The sequence below is a fragment of the Rhizobium laguerreae genome, assembly GCF_002008165.1.
GTDB classification, from domain to species: Bacteria; Pseudomonadota; Alphaproteobacteria; order Rhizobiales; family Rhizobiaceae; genus Rhizobium; species Rhizobium laguerreae.
The window spans coordinates 1,439,104-1,455,988 of record NZ_MRDM01000014.1 but is presented as its reverse complement, the minus strand read 5'-3'; the positions used below and the strand labels follow the sequence as shown (position 1 = coordinate 1,455,988).

Below are 16,885 nucleotides of genomic sequence, written 5' to 3'. Positions count from 1 at the left end.
GTCTCTATCGCAAAACTGCAACACAGTTTTACGCGACATGCTTTAGGAATCGACTTTGGGCAGCAACGCGTGCCGGGAAAGCAGCGCCGACAGCGTTTTTGCCATGATCAGGAAATCCAGCCTGAGCGTCCATTTGGATAAATATTCGACGTCGAGGGAAATTCCGTTCCGATAGCTGACGTCGTTGTGCCCGCTGGCTTGCCAATGGCCAGTGAGGCCGGGACGGACGGCCATGTAGGCATAGGCATGTTCACCGTAATGCGGCAGCTCTTCTTTGGTAATGGCGCGAGGCCCGACGAGGCTCATTTGACCCAGCAACACGTTGATCAATTGCGGCAGCTTGTCGAGGCTCGATCGCCTCAAAATATCGCCGACGACCGTAACGTGCGCGTCGGTCGTTGCGTCGGATCCTGTCGTCCGAAACCTGAGGCAACCAAACTCTTTTCCCTTATAACCGATCCTGCGATGAGAATTGAAAACAGGGCCCCAATCACTTAGCGTGACGATGACTGCCGCCGACAGAAGGAGCGGTGACAGAAAGAATAAGAAACTTGCCGCAATGATGATGTCCAATGCGCGCTTCAGAATTCTGCTGATCAGACGGGGTTGTGAGGAATTGAATGGACGCCTTTCCTGTCGAGCCCTGGCGAAATCCCGCCAAGGTCCGGTTGGGTTGATGCCCTGATTTTTTCCCGCCACCCGCGTCTCCGTTAGACGAATTCCAGAAATCACATCCAAAGCTTTGTTTTAATGCAAGTTTGATGTCTGTGACCGAGGTCATAATCATGAATAAATTCTTTATTCTCTTAAGAAATTCTTGCGAATATTAAAAGCATTACCTTTTCTTTTGACTGTATAGCAGAGATCTATTTAGATTTATTTTAAAATTCGGCGTTGTTATTATATTTGCCAGATGTATTCTGCAGGCGGACAATTGTCATAAATTGTATAAAAATCGTCATGCCGCCCCTAAGACTTGTCTGCGATAGAATTCAATATGAATTTTATGCTATATAAATATGAGGATTATTCATAATAATGTATAGTTTGAGCACGAATTTTTTATTTTATTATTGTTTGACTTTCTAATTTAATCTATTAGGAATGTCGCTCCAGATAATAAGTTGTTTAGTCTGTGTGGAGTTGTGCGTATGGACGGGGTGATCAGTACCAGGGACAACAGAGCTAGAGGAAACGCGGTGCGAATAAGCGAAGCGGTTACTTGCGGGTCTGCAGCTATTGTTTACGGTGGCCGGGCGGATTTGGATCACGAGTTCCCGTTTTGCCGCTCGAGTGTTCGAAAGTTTCGCCGCGGTGAGATTATTGCCGGCGCCGGCGTCGTCCTCGACGTGTTCGCCCGCGTACAGCGCGGAATGGTAAGCGCAAGCACCCCGCTTGCCGATGGACGAGAGTTCATCGTGGAAATCGTTCCGAAAGGCGGCTTGATCGGCGAATTGGAGGTGCTCCGCAAGCAGTCTCTCAGCCTGGAATATCGGGCCTCGTCGGATTGCGAACTGCATTACTTCGACGGTCGGTTGCTGCGGGACCTGTGTGCGAACGATCCGCAATTTCAGGTGAAGATCCTGTCGAAGGCGCTGGCGCGTGTTTCCGAACTGGAACTGCGGATCATTTCCAATGCCGGATCGAGCCTAAGACAGAGACTGGCCCGGACGCTGCTGCGTCTTTCTGCCCTGTACAGAATGGATGCGCAAAATAGCGGCGACGAGCTGATCATCTCCCAGCATGAGCTGGCCGCGACACTTCCGGCGTCGCGTGAAAAGGTCAACCAATGCCTGCGGCGCCTGCGCGAGAGCAAAGTGGTCGACGGGACACAGGGCAAAATCCGCATTCTCAATCGGAAGGCGCTGGAGGCTTATGCCGAGGGGGCGGGTCTCGCCTGAGGCGTTGCCGCGATAAAAAACGGAACGGCAGAAAGCCTCGACAGAACCCGCCGCCGGCGGGTTTTGTAATGACAGTGCGAGTTGATAGTCAGACGAAGCAGGCGGAAAGATCAGGTTGGCGTGTTAGCACTTGTCTTCATGCACGTCGTCCCAAAATCGCTGCGCATTTTGGGACGACGTGCATACTTAGACTTCGCTCTCGGAAGCATTCCTCCAGTATTTCCAGCCTTCACCTTGGATGAGCCCGTGATCGGACAGGTCCTTCCAGCTTCTGTAGGTGCCTGTATCGTCGTAGACGAAGTCATCCATGTCCTTGCCTGAGGAGTATACGGTATATTCTTCCGTATGTTGGGACCGGTGTGCCGCATCGGCGACCTTGTGCACGAAGGTCGACAGGAACTTGAAATGCAGAAGGGCGCCGGATACGCTGAGTGCTCCGCGCATGTCGCCCAAATTCAGGGAGAGCGGCCAGACCTGGTGCGATGATTTGAGAAACAGACGTTCACCCGCCACATAGACGAGGGGTATCTTGTTGAGCGCGGGGCCGTCCCAGAGCCGGTCGTGGAAATAGACGCGCCCGCGAACGCCGCCCTTGATCCATATTGTCCAGTTGCGTTTGTCGAAATGCGCCACATAGCCGGAGCGGTCGAAGAGATTGCAGACCTCGAGCGGGTTGCGACCGGGTTCGCATATGTTTTCGAGAACGGGATGCGGGCTGTACATGTCGATCATCACCGAGCGGAGGGAATGGCCGCCCATGGAAGCGATATAGGAAGTCAATTGATCGATCGGCCGTGTGTCGCAATGCGGATAGACCAGGAACTCGTCTGCATCGACATACAGGACCCACTTCTCCCGGCAGTGGCGGTTAATGACTTCGTTGATCCAGTCGTTTCCGAACCTCGCCGCCTTGTAGGAACCATGGGCCGAAAGAAGGGAGACATCGTCGAAGCCGGACAGCAACTCGGCCGTGCCGTCGGTCGAGCCGTTGTCGATACAGATGAAGTGCTCGAAGCCGAGATCGCGATAATACTGAAGGAAGAAGGCCAACCGGTGCCCCTCGTCACGGATGACGCAGATGACGACGTGGCGCGCCTGCTTGAGCCCGTTGCGCAGCAGGTCATAGCGAACCTGCCGAGCCTTGAGCGACCGGCGCAGACGGGCTTTCACGTAATGCGAGATACTGACGGCGGAAGCCCGATAACTCATATTCTGTCCTGAAGATTATCCATTCCTGGAATGAATGGATGAATACTTTGCGCTTCCGTCTGCAAATCCACGGCTCGACCGGCGACGCTGAGTTCAATCACGCGGACATTCAAGTCGGACCAACAATACATCATCATACGGCGTAGTCGCCAACCAGCAGGCTCTGGACCCTGGGGTTGGGTCCTTGTTTCTCAATTGCGTTCTCGATGCGCGCCCGTATAGACCGGTATTTATACAGCATCTTCCGATCGAAGGTTATCCCGCGATACAGCGAGTTGTAAATCGGATGTGCTTTGCGCAGGTCGACGTATACTTGGCTTTCCTTATCGGTCCACGGAAAGAAAGTTCCATGCCATGGCTTCGGATGCGCCATATAGTGGACGATCGACAAGGAGGAGATGTTCACCAGATGAAGGAATTGTTTGGGAAAGTTCCAGCGGTTCGATACCAGGATCAGCGATGAACCGCAGACGTAATTCAATGCACCCTGATCATGTTTGCCCTCGCAGGCCTCGGGATTTCTAGCGAAAAGCTCGAGCGCCTCCTGCCCGATCCAGCCGTTTCGATGGAATTTCAGGACGCCTGCGTTGAAATAGTGGCTGTCCCTTCCGGTGTCGAGGAAGTCATGGATCGCCGTGTAATCGCGCGCCGCGAAAAACCTGCCCTCGGGCACAGTGGCACTTTCGAACGCGCCGAGATCGCTAACGATCTGGGTATCCCCATCGAGGTAGATGATCTGGGTATAGTTGGAAGGCAGGATCTCGCAAAGGACCAGCTTGGCCATTGTGCTGACGCTGATGCGTCCTTGGAAATGCGAATTGTCGAGCTTGCCGAGCGAGTCCTGCAGCGCTTCGGTCGCATCGGTCAATATGACCCCACTCCTTGCGAGCAGGGCTTTCAGCTCTTCGAAATTGTCGAGATGTTCCGACATCAGAACGCAGACGTCGGTCGCAGGGGTTGCGAATTTGCGAGCTTGAAGCGCCGAGAGAATGGTCGGAAATGAATACTCGACATCCGTGACGTAGACGACGCACTGGTTGTTCATGTCATCACCTTTCCGATTGGGCGCAATACAAGTGAATCGGTATTGTCTTTGCGAGGCGAGGGACCATTTGTGAATTGAGCCGACGGGTCTGTCATATGAAGGCCCTGTTCGGTATATATAGGCCAGCATCCAGTGCGCTGGTGCTGAATCGGTGTCTGGCTGTCGGCGGTTTTTGTATGTTTCATTGTTGAGATATTCACCATGAAGAGTGCCTTGCCTGTCATAAGGCTATGTTTCGACATGTTGTTTCGCGGTACGGCGATTGGTGCCGGGACCCTTGTCGGAATGCGGAGGGAAGGGGGATTGTCATGTTGATCACCACACTCGGGGCAGCGGTGATTTCGATCGCTGCCGGGGCTTCCATCCGCGCCTGGGCTTTCGCGATTTTTGCAATCCTGGTGGCAATCGGCTTCGGCGGCGTGGCTTTTGCCGGCGGGTCTTCCGTGATCGCGGCCATGCTCTCCGGTATCGCCATCCTCGTGCTCATGGAAATCGGCTATCTGGCAGGCGTGTTCCTGTCGGGGCTTTTGCGGCGCAGTGCCAAGCTGCGCGAAAACAATTCCGTTGCAGATAGCGTCGCGACCACCAGCGAACACCCGCAAGGCTGACGTCGACATAAAGCCTGCAGCATGGCCTTCCGCGACTGACCTCCGACGGCGTTTATTCGATGGACTGCTTTTACAGGCGATCCTTGAAAGATGCGGTGCGGCCGGCCGGCTTCGGCCCAATGCGGGCACGCCGATGGCTCGACGAGATTGCCATCCCGCGCCCTGGCGGAGTTCCAAAGCCGGCGTCATCGTGTTGAAAACATCGGCGCTCTCATCAGAGATGTCGATGCCTCCAGCGGGGTTCGATTAGCGAGCGATCGGGTCGCGCGCCGGGGAGAGGTATTGGTTGCCAGGCAGCCGGCCGCCAGACCTGCCGTGGTGCTGAACAGCAAGCCGAGATCCGTGCCGCTCCCCGAGATCGCCGCGGAGGCGACCTGCGCGATGGATGCCATAACCGCAGCGTTTCCGATCGCTTGCGTCTCCCGATCGCCTGACATGTGCCGGCCGGAGGCCCTTGCAAGGCTGTACAGGAAGGCGGCGAAGAGAAGAGTGCCGGTCAATCCGACATTGGAGAGCAACGCAGCGATAAAACTCGAGGCCCGAACCGTGCCGAGCCCGGCGCCGAAGGTGGCGGTATCGACGAATGCGATCAATGCCAGTGTATTCCAGGCGGTGCGCTCTTCACCGGATTGCGATTGGAGCTTGTCCGACAAGGTGGTGCTCATCAGGCCGGCGATGGAATTCCACGCATCGGGGACAAGGCTGAGTGCGACGATGGCGCAGGGAATCAAAAACAGCGTGATCACCAGGAAAGTCACATGCGGGGTCTTGGCGGGGCCGCCAATCAGTCGTTTCAGGCAAAACAGAACGAACATGCAGACAACGAAAATGCCGGCAATATAAGCGGTTGTCGATGTGCAGAGGACGATCGTCGGGCCGATGAAAAGCGTTGCAAGTCCTGCCATACGGCTTTGGACGCGCTCCAGCCAGAGCAGAAGCGTGAAGGAAAAATAGGCTAATGCGACTGCGCCATAAGTGCTTGCTTCGGGGAACGGGCCGACGATGCGTTTGAAGCCGCTGATCGTCTCGGCCGTATGCATCGTATAGTTCGCGTTTCTGATGACATCGAGCAGGTAGGACTGGTCGGTCAGGAATGTTCCGATATCAATCAATGCCAGGGTAAAACATGCGATCGAGGCGACGATTAACTGCAGTGCGATGAAACGGGCATAGCCGAGCCTGGCAAGCCCCGAGACGACGGCAAAGCAGGCGAGGTCGCCGAGCAGATAGACAGACTGGCTGAGATTGGACGAACCCGGCGACAGGGGAGCGGCCACCGTCGACATCATGCCCGTGGTGTCTCGTGCAGAGGAGTAGACGAGGGTCGCGCCTGCAAAGATGCGCGGCAAAAAGAAAGATGATGCCACGGAAAACAAGATGTAGGCGGCAAACCAGAAACCGGGACCCGGATAGGCCATGCTGGCGAGCGTCGCCTGTGTTTGAGCCGGGCGCAGCAGGGCGGCTACCACGAGAAAAAGCACGAGAAGATGGCTTGGCTGGATGCTGCTGCCGCCGAGCGCGGGCAATTGCAGAGCCGCGGCCGCTCCGAGCAGCGTCGACAGGCAAAGGGTCGTGATCGCAAAACGCGCGCCGTTGACCATGCTGAGCAGGCCAAGCAGCAGAACGATGAAGCCGATCGGTTCTATCGACATGCTTCAGATCCCGATCCGGACGGAGCGGCGGAGGCATCGGGTTTGTCGATCCGCCTTCCGGCGCAATGCCCGAGGCGAAAGCCGCCAGCTGTCGTTCATGGTCACGACCGCCCCCTAATTCGATCCCGTCTGGGATACCCAGCCGGGAGCCGCGTGATTGTCGCCTGCTACATCAGACAGCGGGACTGCCGAGCTTTGCTGCTGTGGCGCGGACTGCAGCTGCAGCGGAGGCGACGGCGTCTGGAGATCCGTGTCGATGCCGATTTCGACGACATCATGCGGCCGCAAGCTGGTCGTCTCGTCCGCCTCGATGTTGCGATAGGTGCCATCGTCGTTGCGACGCACGATCCTGTAGTTCTTTTGCGCTCTGCCAAGACCCGGCACGTCCGTATTCATCTGGGCGAGTTGCGCGCTGTAGCCAGCCTGTTCGCCCAGAAGCTGGGCCACCTGGATGTCGATCGCAGCCCTGCCGATCGCGAGATTGACCTGGTTGAGCAGCTCCTGGTTTTCGCTGTTCTGCCGGTTGACGATATTAATCTTCGAGCGATCGGCTTCGCTGAGCCCCTGGCGAGCCGTAGTCAGGGCGACCTCGAGATCGATCAGGGTGCCTTGTGCGTCCGCAACGCCGCGGTCGACCGTGACCTGCCGGGAATTGCTGACCAGACCCTTGCTCACCAGGCTGTTGACATTATCCAGTTCCTTTTGCGCAAGGTCGATCTGCCGCTTTTGCGAATTGATCTTGGCCTCGAGTGATTGGACCTGCTGGCCGTAGAGACGGGCGAGGTCGCTCGCCGCTTCGATCTGGCTTTCGATATCGACGCGTCGCAGCCGCATCAGGTTCAATTCCTGCGCCTTCAGCTTGTCCACATCGGGTGTTCCGGCGAGTTCTGCAGGGATCTCGAAACTCTGTTCGCCGGCGATCTCGGCGCGCAACCGCGCCTGGCGCATCAGAAGATCACGCCGGTTGAGAATGGCCGTTCGGTAGGCGCCGGCAGCCTCGATCCGGTCGCGCTCGAAGACGGTATTCTCTTCGCGCTCCCGAAGGAAGCCGCCGGCGATGCTGACGGCCTTCATGACCGTCATATCGGCCTCAAAAGCATAGCGCCCGGGGGTCTGCACGGTCCCGGTTACGAAGATCGGCGCATGCTGGGCAATTTCCACGGCGATGAACGGCTTTCCCGGCAGTTCCGCCTTTTCGGAGAGCGCGGTGGCGATCGCATCGGAAACCTGCTCCGTCGTCTTGCCGATCGCCTGCACCTGGCCGGCGATCGGAATCGCCAGATTACCGGCATCGTCGACTGTATATGTTCCGCCGAGGGCCTCCCAGCTGGCATACCGGGAATCCGACGATCGCCATTCGACGACACGCAGTCTCACCTGATCTTCCGGCACGAGGGTATAGTTTTCCGCATGCGCGACACTCCAGCCGGTCACGCCGGAGAGTACCAGCAAGGCAAGGGCGATGGAGATGAGGCGACCGGACAAGGATGTGCGCTGCATTGTCTGCTATCTCCGTTTCGTTGCGATCGACGGCGAAGGCATTTCGCGCGGCGCGGGATTGCCGAATTCCAGGATGCGGGACGGAGAGAGGCGGCCGACAAGAAGGTCGGAAAGCGCCAGCAAATTGCCGTTCAAGCGTCCCCATCGGTCGATCAGGCGGTCATTGAATAATAGACCCCGCGTATTCGCCAGGATGTTGCGGCCGATCTGTGCGACAGCACGGCCCTTCGACATCGTGCCCTTCCGGATCAGGTAGACAGGATTGGCAACCTGCGAATAGCCGAGCCTTCGGCCGGGCTGGCGCCCGGATCTGACGCCGAGATGCACGCCGCGAGCGCCTTCGACACGCACGGACCTGCCGTAGCGGGCGATGGACCGGCTGAAATCGACATCTTCGAGCCAGCCGTAGAGCGGTAGCTGTTCATCGAAGGCCAGCGCGTGCTGGAGAACGGGTGAAAGGCGAACCGCCATGTTGCATCCGTAGGCGTTATAGACCTCCGTCACCTGCTCGGCCCCTTCACCGGCTGTTTCAAGAACCTGCAGGGCCTTTGGCATGCTGAGGCCGCCATCGAGGATGCCGTCGGCCAGGACTTCGCCAGTGGCGATCGTCACGTCGGGGTTTGCTGCAAAGACAGCCGCCATCCGCGACAGGAAGGTCGCGGCGGGAATGAAGTCGTCATCCAGGAAGATCAGAATATCCGTGTCGGCGGCGGCCTGGATGATCCTGTTGCGCTGGGAGGTCAGGCCACGGCTGCCGACGATGACTTCCACATCGAGGCGGTCTGCGAGGCCGGCGGCGTCGTCGATCACGGGCACGCAGACGATCAGCCGCTCGGCCTGGTCCGGCAGGGCCGTGAGATAATCGACGGTCTCCTTGAGTATCGAGGGGCGGCCTGCCGAAGCAATCCCCACAGCCAGTCGCAATGGGCGGCGCGCGCGGCCCGCCATGGCTTTAGCGCCGCAAGGAACAGGCGCCGGTCCGATCGGGCTGTCCTGCCTTGTTGCTTCTGCCGAAGGTGAAGTCATGACTCTATTCTTTTCGGTGCATGGTTGATGATCGCGCCGAGGATCTCCGCGCCGACATTCCGCAGGGTCTCGATGACGTGCATGGTGTCGTCGATGGAGGTGTGCCCGTGCGAGGTGACCACGAGGACACCGTCCAGTTCCGGCGCGATCGCATTGACATCCGACGAAGCAGAGAATGCGGAAATGTCGACGAATATGGCGTCGAACTCCTTTTTCAAGTCGGCGAAGCTCAACTGCGTGCGGCGGGAACTGAGGCGAATGGCCGGCGTTACCGCTTCGACTTTGCCGAGGGGTAGGAATTTCAGCGTCGGGGTGAGGGGCAATGCCGCCGTCCGGATCAGTTCGCCATTGTCGAGAACGTCGACGAGGCCTGTGGAACTATGGGGCGCGATCGATTTGCTGAGCGACGATTTCTGCGCAGCCGCATCTATCAGCAGCGTCTGCGCTCCTGATATCGACGAGAGCACCGCAAGTTCGCATGCGATGGTCGATGCCCCGCTGCCGGGATTAACGGCGACGATTCCAATGACGACCCGACGTTTGCGCCGAAGACCAACGACCGTCGCGCTCAGCTCCGCCATGCCTGGAATAGCAGGATAGGCGGCTCCGGTGCCGCTGCTGCCGGTACCGGCGGGGAAACGCGCAGAGTGACCATTGCGGGTCCTCGATGTCGCCAGCAAAGTGACAAAGGGCAGCCCACCGGCTTCCGAGATCTGATGGGGCCGGACGATCCGGCGATCGCCAGCGTGCCTTATCATGGCGAGTGCGAAGCCGACGCCAAGACCAACCGCCGCAGCAAAGGCGATGATGAGCGTGCTGCGTGGTCTGGCTTTCGAAAGAGGCAGGGTGGCCCGAGAGACGATCGTGGCATCCGACACCGGGTAGGTGATGCGCTGCCTGGCTTCGGTCAGCTGATTCAAGGTATTTTCATAAAGGGTGCGGCGGGCGTCAGTCGCGCTCTGCAGCTCCGCAAGCTTGAACTGATCGCGCGGATTGCTCGTGAAGCTGGCCAGGGCACTGGCAGCTTCGGCCAGTCCGCGCTGCTGCTCGCTTACGAATCTGGTCAGCCACTCGCTGTATTGCCGGGACGCATTGGCCTTCATTGCGATATTCTTCTGGATATACTGCCTGGCCAGCGTGTCGGCGATGTCGACGGCCTGCTGCGGGGTCGACGCTGCAGCCGATATCTCGATGATCGTCGAACTCCCGATCCGGCGTACTCCCATCATGTTCAGCAGCGTGGCGACCGCCCGATCATGGATCCGCCCGTCCTCGATCTGCTGTTGCGGCTGTCTGTCACGCGGCCCTGCGCCCGCCGCTTCCTGCGATGCCGTATCCGGTTCGGAAGAAGCGCCCATCAACCAGTTCTTTGCCCGATCCTGCAGCGAAGGCGTCTGATCGACAAAGTCAGGGTCGGTATCGAGACCAAGTGCCGTTACCGTTCCACCGACGACATCGCTGGATTTGGCGATCTCCAACTGTCCCTCGATGAACGCGTCTTCCGCGAAAGCCCTCTGTGCTTCGGAGCCGCTGACCTGGGGGACGATCACAAGTTGCGTGTTGGCAACGAACGTCGGTTCGGCGGTCAGCACGTAGCTCCCTGCCATTACGAGGAAAGCGAAAGTCGTCGCCGCAATCCACAGCCAGCGCATTCTGAGAAAGAAGAGCATATCCCGCAAGGTGAGCGGCGAATTCCCACCGGTGGCTGCGGCAGGCAGAGATATCGGAGAAACACCGCTGAAGATCGTGCTTGAGGTCATGTCGTCCTAATCCAAAATGGCGAGCTCACGAAGTAACCAGGTAATGGCAGCTTGGAGGGACGGGGAAGTAGCGTGTCTTCCGACTCCAGGCATGATCGGCGGCTCTTCCCATGAATGCTCAATACGAGCCGCGCTGCGAAAACAGAGCGGGAATGGTCTTGGCAATGATGATGAAGTCCCGGCCGAGCGACCAGTTGTTGAGATAATGAACGTCGAGGGAAACCCGGTACTCGTAGCTGACATCATTGCGCCCGCTGGTCTGCCAGTGACCGGTCAGGCCCGGGCGGACGGCCATGTAGGCCCATACATGCTCGCCGTAGCGCGGCAATTCCTCGGCCGTGATCGGCCGGGGGCCGACCAGGCTCATGTCGCCACGCACGATATTGATCAGTTGGGGAAGCTCGTCGATGCTCGACCGCCTGAGGATATCACCGACGGCCGTGATCCTCGGATCGTCCTTCAGCTTGCGTGTCTCTTCCCATTCGCTTCGCGCAGCCGGGTTGTTTTGCAGCAATTCGGCAAGCTGAGCACTCGCATCGGTCTTCATCGTGCGAAACTTGAGGCATCCGAACGGCGCTCCGCCGACGCCGATGCGCGTATGGGAATAGAAGACCGGGCCGCGGTCGCTCATCTTCACGATCATTGCGACGATCAACAGAAGTGGGGAAAGCAGGATCAGCGCCGTAACTGCGATGACAAGGTCTAGCGCGCGCTTCGACGATCTGCCTGCCGCACGAGGCCGGGACGAATGGAGATCGCCGCCTTTCGCGGTCCGTCCGACGCGCGACCAAGCCTCGAAACTATGTGCTTCCCATGTCATCGGTGGTCTCCAAAACATTCCGATTAAGAACCGTTCAAAGTTTGCTGCGCCGCACTCTGGTTGTCTGTTACCAAGGTCATAATCCTTAACAAATTCTTTATGCTACTAACGGGCAATCGAGAATTCGGATTACACCTTGATGGCCTTGTTTTCATTTAAAACGACAATCTAATCTAATTCGTGGTGATTATCCACTGACGCTTATTTATCAGTTTTGATGTCATCACTTTGATTATTGCCGTTTTTTATTCAGTAAGCCATTTTAATAGGCAGTGAGCTTCGATCTCGTGGCGGGTTTTTGACTTCTTTGAGATTTTTTGTCCATTTTTCGGTGTATATTTGCTTTGAAGTTAAATATATACTTTATCTTTACGTCATATCGCCGTGATGTTATTTGACTCTCATATTAAGGCAATATAAATGATGCAGTGCAGCATTGCCTATGGTTATCGAGTGGAGTTATGCGCATGGATGGGGCGACACACGCATCAGATCGCAGGGCCGGCATCGGCAAGGCGGCGATATCGGCTAACAGCGGCATTCATCTGAACAGCCGCATCGTCATCGACGACGAATTCCTTTCCTGCCGGTCGAGCGTCCGGCGTTTCCGGCGCGGCGAGATCATCGCCGGGGCCGCCGTCCTCGTCGATACGTTCGCGCGCGTTCATTCGGGGGTGGTCAGCGCCAGCACGATGCTGCCCGACGGCCGGGAATTCATCGTCGAGATCATTCCGAAATCCGGCCTCATCGGCGAGCTCGAGGTTCTGCGCAGGCAGACGTTGAACCTCGAATACCGTGCCGGTTCCGCCTGCGAACTGCATTTCTTCGAAGGCCGGCTGCTGCGCGACATGTACGCCAGCGATCCCTCCTTTCGCGAAAAAGTCTTCTCCAGGGCGCTGGCGCGTATTTCGGAGCTCGAACTCCGGATCATTGCGAATGCGGCGTCGAGCCTGCAATCGAGGCTGGCCAGCACGCTGCTGCGGCTCTCCACTGTTTATGGAAAAGATCCGGCAAACAGCGGCGACGAACTGATCATCTCGCAAAATGATCTGGCCGCGACGCTGCCGGCGTCCCGCGAGAAGGTCAATCAATGCCTGCGGCGCCTGCGGGAAGCCAAGATCATCGACGGGGGCCAGGGCAAGATCCGTATCCTCAACCGCAAGGCGCTGGAGGCCTGTGCCAACGGCGCAGTTTCGGTGAAGTGATGCGCCCGTCGCTTCCCGATGTCCTCCGATCCGCCGCAAACGCTGGCCGGTTTCCCGGCCCCAGCACGACAAAGATCGATCGCGTGGTCATCATCGACGATTATTCGGTGGCCAGAGGCGGTGCGACGGCGCTGGCGGTGCTGTCCGCCAAGCTTTTTCGGGGCCTCGACATCCCTGTGACCTATATTTGCGGAGATGACGCCGCCAATGCGGAACTCGTCGCACTCGGGGTCTTGATGGTCGGGCTGAATAGCCGCGATCTGCTCAGTGCCGAGCGTGCGAAGGCTTTCGTGACCGGCATTCACAATGGCGCCGCCGTCCGTATGGTCGGGAACTGGGTTGCCGCAAACGACACCGCCAATACCGTCTACCATGTGCATGGCTGGCACCAGATCCTGTCTCCGGCGATTTTCAGGGCGTTGATGCCGGTCGCCAGACGATGCGTGGTGCACGCGCATGATTTCTTCACGGCCTGCCCCAACGGCGCCTTCTTCGACTATCAGGCTCAGGAAGTCTGCCTTCGACGCCCGCTCGGCGGAAGCTGCATTGCGACGGCCTGCGACAAGAGAAGTTATTCGCACAAATTGTGGCGGGTTGCCCGCGGCTCCAATATCCTCCGGCGGCTGAAGGATCAGGCCGATTTCGGCCGGATCATCCTGCTGCACGAGAAGATGGCAAGCTTCCTCGTCGGCGCCGGATATCGGTCCGAACGACTGACGACAATCCGCAATCCCGTCGCTCCGCTCTCCATCAAACGCATCGAGGCGGAGGCCAACGAGGAGTTCGTCTTTATCGGGCGGCTGGACGAGGAGAAGGGCATAGAGGACGCCGTGGCCGCCACACGCAAAGCCGGCGTCAGGCTCTGCGTGATCGGGGACGGGCCGCTGATGCCGCTGGTTGCGGCTTCAGGAGATCACGTCAGGGCCGTCGGCTGGCAGTCGCATGCGGAGATCGGCCCGACCATCCGCAAGGCGCGTGCACTGTTGATGCCGTCTCGCTATCCCGAGCCATTCGGCCTCGTCGCTATCGAAGCGGCCAGGAGCGGGCTACCGGTCATCATGTCGCGTAGCGCCTTTCTTGCCGAGGAAATGCAAAGAGCCGGCATGGCGATCGCCTGCGATACGGCTGACGAAAGCGCCTTTGCCGATACTTTGACGCGATTTAGCCAAATGCCGAGGCACGAGGTCCGCGCCATGAGCGAGCGGGCTTTCCTGATGTCGCCGGATCTTGCGTCGACTCACGAGGAATGGCGCGACGCGCTTCTTTGCGAATACCACAGCCTGATTTCGACGAATGCGGTTCCCGACCTGACAGACGGTGTGGCGATACAAGGAGTATTGAGTTGACCCTTAAGGCAACAACCTCTCTTCCCGACGCGAGGGCATTTCTCGGCGATGCGCCTGTCATGGCGAAAAGACGTGTCACTGATGCCGGAAGCGCGAGCGATACCAAGCAGCTTCGTGTCGCCATCGTGCATTATTGGCTCGTTTCGATGCGCGGCGGCGAGAAGGTCGTCGAAGAGTTGTGCCGCATGTTTCCGCAGGCCGACATCTTCACCCTCGTCTGCAACCGGGATCGCATCAGCGATTTTCTGAAGACGCGGAACATCCGCACATCCTTCCTGCAGAAGATCCCCGGTGCAAAGCGGCATTATACCAAGATGTTGCCGCTGATGCCTTTCGCGCTCGAGCAGTTCGATCTGCAGGATTACGATCTGGTGCTGTCGAGCGAATCCGGACCCGCCAAGGGCATCATCACGCGCGCCGACGCCCTGCATGTCTGCTACTGCCATTCGCCGATGCGCTACATCTGGGATCAGTTCCATGTCTACCGCCATGGTCTGCCCTGGGTGGGTCGCGCCTTGATGTCGATCACCGCACCCATGCTGCGCGCCTGGGACGTGACGACCTCCTCGCGGGTCGATGTGTTCGTTGCCAATTCCGATTATGTCGCAAGCCGTATCCGCCGCTTCTACGACCGGGAATCCATCGTCATCCATCCGCCGGTTGCGACCGACGATTTTGCGGTGGGGAAGGGGAAAGGCGAATTCTATCTCTATGCGGGACAGCTGACCACGTACAAGCGGCCGGACATCGCCGTTCGCGCCTGTACCGAGGCCGGCCGAAAGCTGGTTGTGATCGGCGAGGGAGAACAACTGGCCTATCTGAAGTCGATTGCCGGACCGACCGTGCAGTTTCTCGGCCATCAGCCCTTCAACGTTCTGCGCGACCATCTGTCGCGATGCCGCGCCCTCTTGTTTCCGGGCACGGAGGATTTCGGCATCCTGCCGGTGGAAGCCATGGCATCCGGGCGGCCGGTCCTAGCTTTCGATGCCGGCGGCGCCAGGGAAACCGTTTGCTCGCCGCAGGTCGGCTTTCGCTTCGCTGAGCAGACCACGGAAGCTCTATTGGAAACAATGGCGGCGTTCGAAGAGGTGGAGGACGATATCGATCCGCATGCCATCCGCGCGCACTCGCTGAAATTTTCTTCCGCCGTGTTCCGCGACCGCCTCTCCCGCCTGATCGAGCAGCAACTGGCCGACGATGGCGACCGATCCGCCGAGGTTTTCAGAAGACGGGCGGGCTGAGGGCAAGGAACGGAGCTGCCTGTCTTGCCGCTGCGACCGAAACCGTCGACGAGGAATAGAAAATAGATCATGTCAAGCGTATCTCAGAGGACGGCGACGGCAAGCATCTGGACTATCAGCGGAAAGTTCCTGGCGCGACTGCTCGATTTCGTCAGCCTCCTGATCCTCGCTAGGCTTTTGAGCCCGGCGGATTTCGGCCTTGTCGCCATCGCGACATCGGTTCTGGTCATCGTCGAGACAATCCTGGATCTGCCGCTGACGCAGGCCCTGATGCGCCAGCCGTCGCCTTCGGACGATATGTTTGCTACCGCCCTTACCCTCAGCCTTCTTCGAGGCGTGGCCATCAGCGTGCTGATGATGACCATCTCCTGGCCGATGGCTCTGATCTATGACGATCCCCGGCTTTTCTCCCTTGTCGCCGTGCTCTCGATTGCGCCTGCCATGCGCAGCGTGATCAGCCCGCGCATGGTTCTGTTCATGCAGCAGTTCGATTTCAAACGCGAATTCGCACTCGATCTTATTACCAAGGGGTCGACACTGCTGTTCGGTGTCGGGGTGGCGGTCGCGACCGGCAGCTATTGGGGACTGGCGATCGGCGCGGTTGCGGGCCCGACCGCCGCGGTGATCACCTCCTATATCTTCGCGCCGATGCGACCGAGATTCAGCCTTTCCGAGTGGAAGCACTTTCAGGACATGATCAGCTGGAACACCGTCTCGCAGGTGCTGAGTTCGATCAACTGGCAACTGGACCGGCTACTTTTGCCGCGCTTCACGGGCCTGTCGACTTTCGGCGCCTTCAGCGTCGCCGACAATATCGCCGCTATTCCATACCAGACCTTCGTCGGGCCATTGTTGCGTCCGCTGATGGCGGCATTCTCGACCGTCGATGACCGTCGTAACCTGATCGCTGCCTATCTGAAGGCGACGAACGCGATCACCTTCGTGGCAGCGCCCATCCTCATCGCGCTCGCCTTGCTTGCCGAGCCGGCCGTGCGGATCATCGTCGGTGAGAAATGGGCATCCGCCGCGCCGATTCTGCAGTGGCTGTGCATCGGCAGTCTGCTCGGTCTTCCGACGAACATGATGCCGCCATTGGCTATGGTGCTCAACAAAACCCGTTATCTCGCTCTCCGGATGTTTGCCGAGTTCGCCGTCAGGGTTCCGGTCACCATCCTGGGCATTGTCTATTTTCAAGTGGCGGGAGCACTGGGCGCGCGGATCGTGGCGGTGCTTGTCGCCTATGCAGCATCGCTCGTCATCACGCGGCAGCTGATCGGCGCGACATTTGCCGCGCAGTTGAACGCTTTTTTACGGCCTCTGGTCGCGAGCGTGCCGATGATGGCTTTCCTGCTCTGGGCAGAGCCGATGCTTGTTGCCATGCCTGTCGGCTTTCACCTTATCGTCGGCCTGGCGCTTTGCGGCGGGGTGTCCGCGGCAATCTTCTGGATCTTCGCGCTGCTCGTGTGGCAGATCGCCGGGAAGCCCGACGGCATCGAGACCATCGTCGTCCACAGGCTCATGCCGCGACGAAACAGGGTCCTCACTTCATGATCGAGACAAGTGCAGTCCAAC

General features: G+C 58.5%; 14 protein-coding genes. 6 read left to right on the top strand and 8 right to left on the bottom strand.

The window, feature by feature from the left end; translation table 11 throughout:
- Positions 1–42 precede the first annotated feature (42 nt).
- The gene (locus tag BS630_RS22945) at positions 43–699 is read right to left on the bottom strand and encodes a sugar transferase (RefSeq protein ID WP_077979164.1); all 657 of its coding nucleotides are present in this window, start codon (positions 697–699) and stop codon (positions 43–45) included.
- A 452-nt stretch (positions 700–1,151) separates the two neighbouring features.
- On the opposite strand from BS630_RS22945, the gene BS630_RS22940 reads away from it, so the two are divergent.
- Positions 1,152–1,901 carry a Crp/Fnr family transcriptional regulator gene (locus BS630_RS22940; protein ID WP_077979163.1) on the top strand — a complete coding sequence of 250 codons (750 nt, stop codon included), beginning with the start codon at positions 1,152–1,154 and terminating at the stop codon, positions 1,899–1,901.
- Positions 1,902–2,087: 186 nt separating this feature from the next.
- Here BS630_RS22940 and BS630_RS22935 read toward each other — a convergent pair whose 3' ends face one another.
- The gene (locus BS630_RS22935; protein WP_077979162.1) at positions 2,088–3,110 is read right to left on the bottom strand and encodes a glycosyltransferase family 2 protein; all 1,023 of its coding nucleotides are present in this window, start codon (positions 3,108–3,110) and stop codon (positions 2,088–2,090) included.
- Positions 3,111–3,243: 133 nt separating this feature from the next.
- On the bottom strand, positions 3,244–4,155 hold the full coding sequence (locus tag BS630_RS22930; protein ID WP_077979161.1) for a glycosyltransferase family 8 protein: 912 nt from the start codon (positions 4,153–4,155) through the stop codon (positions 3,244–3,246).
- 308 nt (positions 4,156–4,463) lie between these two features.
- Here BS630_RS22930 and BS630_RS22925 point away from each other — a divergent pair, with 308 nt between their 5' ends.
- Positions 4,464–4,763 (top strand): hypothetical protein, encoded by a 300-nt coding sequence (locus BS630_RS22925; protein WP_077979160.1) that lies wholly within the window; start codon positions 4,464–4,466, stop codon positions 4,761–4,763.
- A gap of 185 nt (positions 4,764–4,948) precedes the next feature.
- Here BS630_RS22925 and BS630_RS22920 read toward each other — a convergent pair whose 3' ends face one another.
- The 5 genes from BS630_RS22920 to BS630_RS22900 all read right to left on the bottom strand — a co-directional run bounded on the left by BS630_RS22920 (position 4,949) and on the right by BS630_RS22900 (position 11,521).
- Complete coding sequence (locus BS630_RS22920) at positions 4,949–6,415, bottom strand: hypothetical protein (protein ID WP_077979159.1); 1,467 nt, start codon at positions 6,413–6,415, stop codon at positions 4,949–4,951.
- 114 nt (positions 6,416–6,529) lie between these two features.
- The gene (locus BS630_RS22915) at positions 6,530–7,915 is read right to left on the bottom strand and encodes a polysaccharide biosynthesis/export family protein (RefSeq protein WP_077979158.1); all 1,386 of its coding nucleotides are present in this window, start codon (positions 7,913–7,915) and stop codon (positions 6,530–6,532) included.
- A gap of 6 nt (positions 7,916–7,921) precedes the next feature.
- A complete protein-coding gene (locus BS630_RS22910; RefSeq protein WP_170269710.1) occupies positions 7,922–8,941 on the bottom strand; it encodes a glycosyltransferase family 2 protein in 1,020 nt (339 codons plus the stop codon).
- Complete coding sequence (locus BS630_RS22905) at positions 8,938–10,701, bottom strand: GumC family protein (protein WP_077979156.1); 1,764 nt, start codon at positions 10,699–10,701, stop codon at positions 8,938–8,940. Before BS630_RS22905 ends, BS630_RS22910 begins: the two co-directional genes overlap by 4 nt.
- Before the next feature lie 118 nt (positions 10,702–10,819).
- Positions 10,820–11,521: a sugar transferase gene (locus tag BS630_RS22900; protein WP_077979155.1), complete on the bottom strand. Its 702-nt coding sequence runs from the start codon at positions 11,519–11,521 to the stop codon at positions 10,820–10,822.
- Between the two features lie 467 nt (positions 11,522–11,988).
- Between BS630_RS22900 and BS630_RS22895 the strand changes: the two genes are divergently transcribed.
- The 4 genes from BS630_RS22895 to BS630_RS22880 all read left to right on the top strand — a co-directional run bounded on the left by BS630_RS22895 (position 11,989) and on the right by BS630_RS22880 (position 16,864).
- Positions 11,989–12,726, top strand: a complete 738-nt coding sequence (locus tag BS630_RS22895) for a Crp/Fnr family transcriptional regulator (protein ID WP_077979154.1) — start codon at positions 11,989–11,991, stop codon at positions 12,724–12,726.
- Complete coding sequence (locus tag BS630_RS22890; protein WP_183594435.1) at positions 12,723–14,072, top strand: glycosyltransferase family 4 protein; 1,350 nt, start codon at positions 12,723–12,725, stop codon at positions 14,070–14,072. The genes BS630_RS22895 and BS630_RS22890 overlap by 4 nt, the downstream gene beginning before the upstream one ends.
- Positions 14,069–15,313 carry a glycosyltransferase family 4 protein gene (locus BS630_RS22885; protein WP_077979152.1) on the top strand — a complete coding sequence of 415 codons (1,245 nt, stop codon included), beginning with the start codon at positions 14,069–14,071 and terminating at the stop codon, positions 15,311–15,313. Before BS630_RS22890 ends, BS630_RS22885 begins: the two co-directional genes overlap by 4 nt.
- Positions 15,314–15,382: 69 nt before the next feature.
- Complete coding sequence (locus BS630_RS22880; protein WP_025395755.1) at positions 15,383–16,864, top strand: lipopolysaccharide biosynthesis protein; 1,482 nt, start codon at positions 15,383–15,385, stop codon at positions 16,862–16,864.
- Positions 16,865–16,885: the final 21 nt, after the last annotated feature.

Bases quoted from the DNA above. Each gene is read 5' to 3' on its own strand.
- BS630_RS22940 (WP_077979163.1), top strand. From the start codon at position 1,152: ATGGACGGGGTGATCAGTACCAGGGACAACAGAGCTAGAGGAAACGCG.
- BS630_RS22935 (WP_077979162.1), bottom strand. From the start codon at position 3,110: ATGAGTTATCGGGCTTCCGCCGTCAGTATCTCGCATTACGTGAAAGCC.
- BS630_RS22930 (WP_077979161.1), bottom strand. From the start codon at position 4,155: ATGAACAACCAGTGCGTCGTCTACGTCACGGATGTCGAGTATTCATTT.
- BS630_RS22925 (WP_077979160.1), top strand. From the start codon at position 4,464: ATGTTGATCACCACACTCGGGGCAGCGGTGATTTCGATCGCTGCCGGG.
- BS630_RS22920 (WP_077979159.1), bottom strand. From the start codon at position 6,415: ATGTCGATAGAACCGATCGGCTTCATCGTTCTGCTGCTTGGCCTGCTC.
- BS630_RS22915 (WP_077979158.1), bottom strand. From the start codon at position 7,915: ATGCAGCGCACATCCTTGTCCGGTCGCCTCATCTCCATCGCCCTTGCC.
- BS630_RS22910 (WP_170269710.1), bottom strand. From the start codon at position 8,941: ATGACTTCACCTTCGGCAGAAGCAACAAGGCAGGACAGCCCGATCGGA.
- BS630_RS22905 (WP_077979156.1), bottom strand. From the start codon at position 10,701: ATGACCTCAAGCACGATCTTCAGCGGTGTTTCTCCGATATCTCTGCCT.
- BS630_RS22900 (WP_077979155.1), bottom strand. From the start codon at position 11,521: ATGACATGGGAAGCACATAGTTTCGAGGCTTGGTCGCGCGTCGGACGG.
- BS630_RS22895 (WP_077979154.1), top strand. From the start codon at position 11,989: ATGGATGGGGCGACACACGCATCAGATCGCAGGGCCGGCATCGGCAAG.
- BS630_RS22880 (WP_025395755.1), top strand. From the start codon at position 15,383: ATGTCAAGCGTATCTCAGAGGACGGCGACGGCAAGCATCTGGACTATC.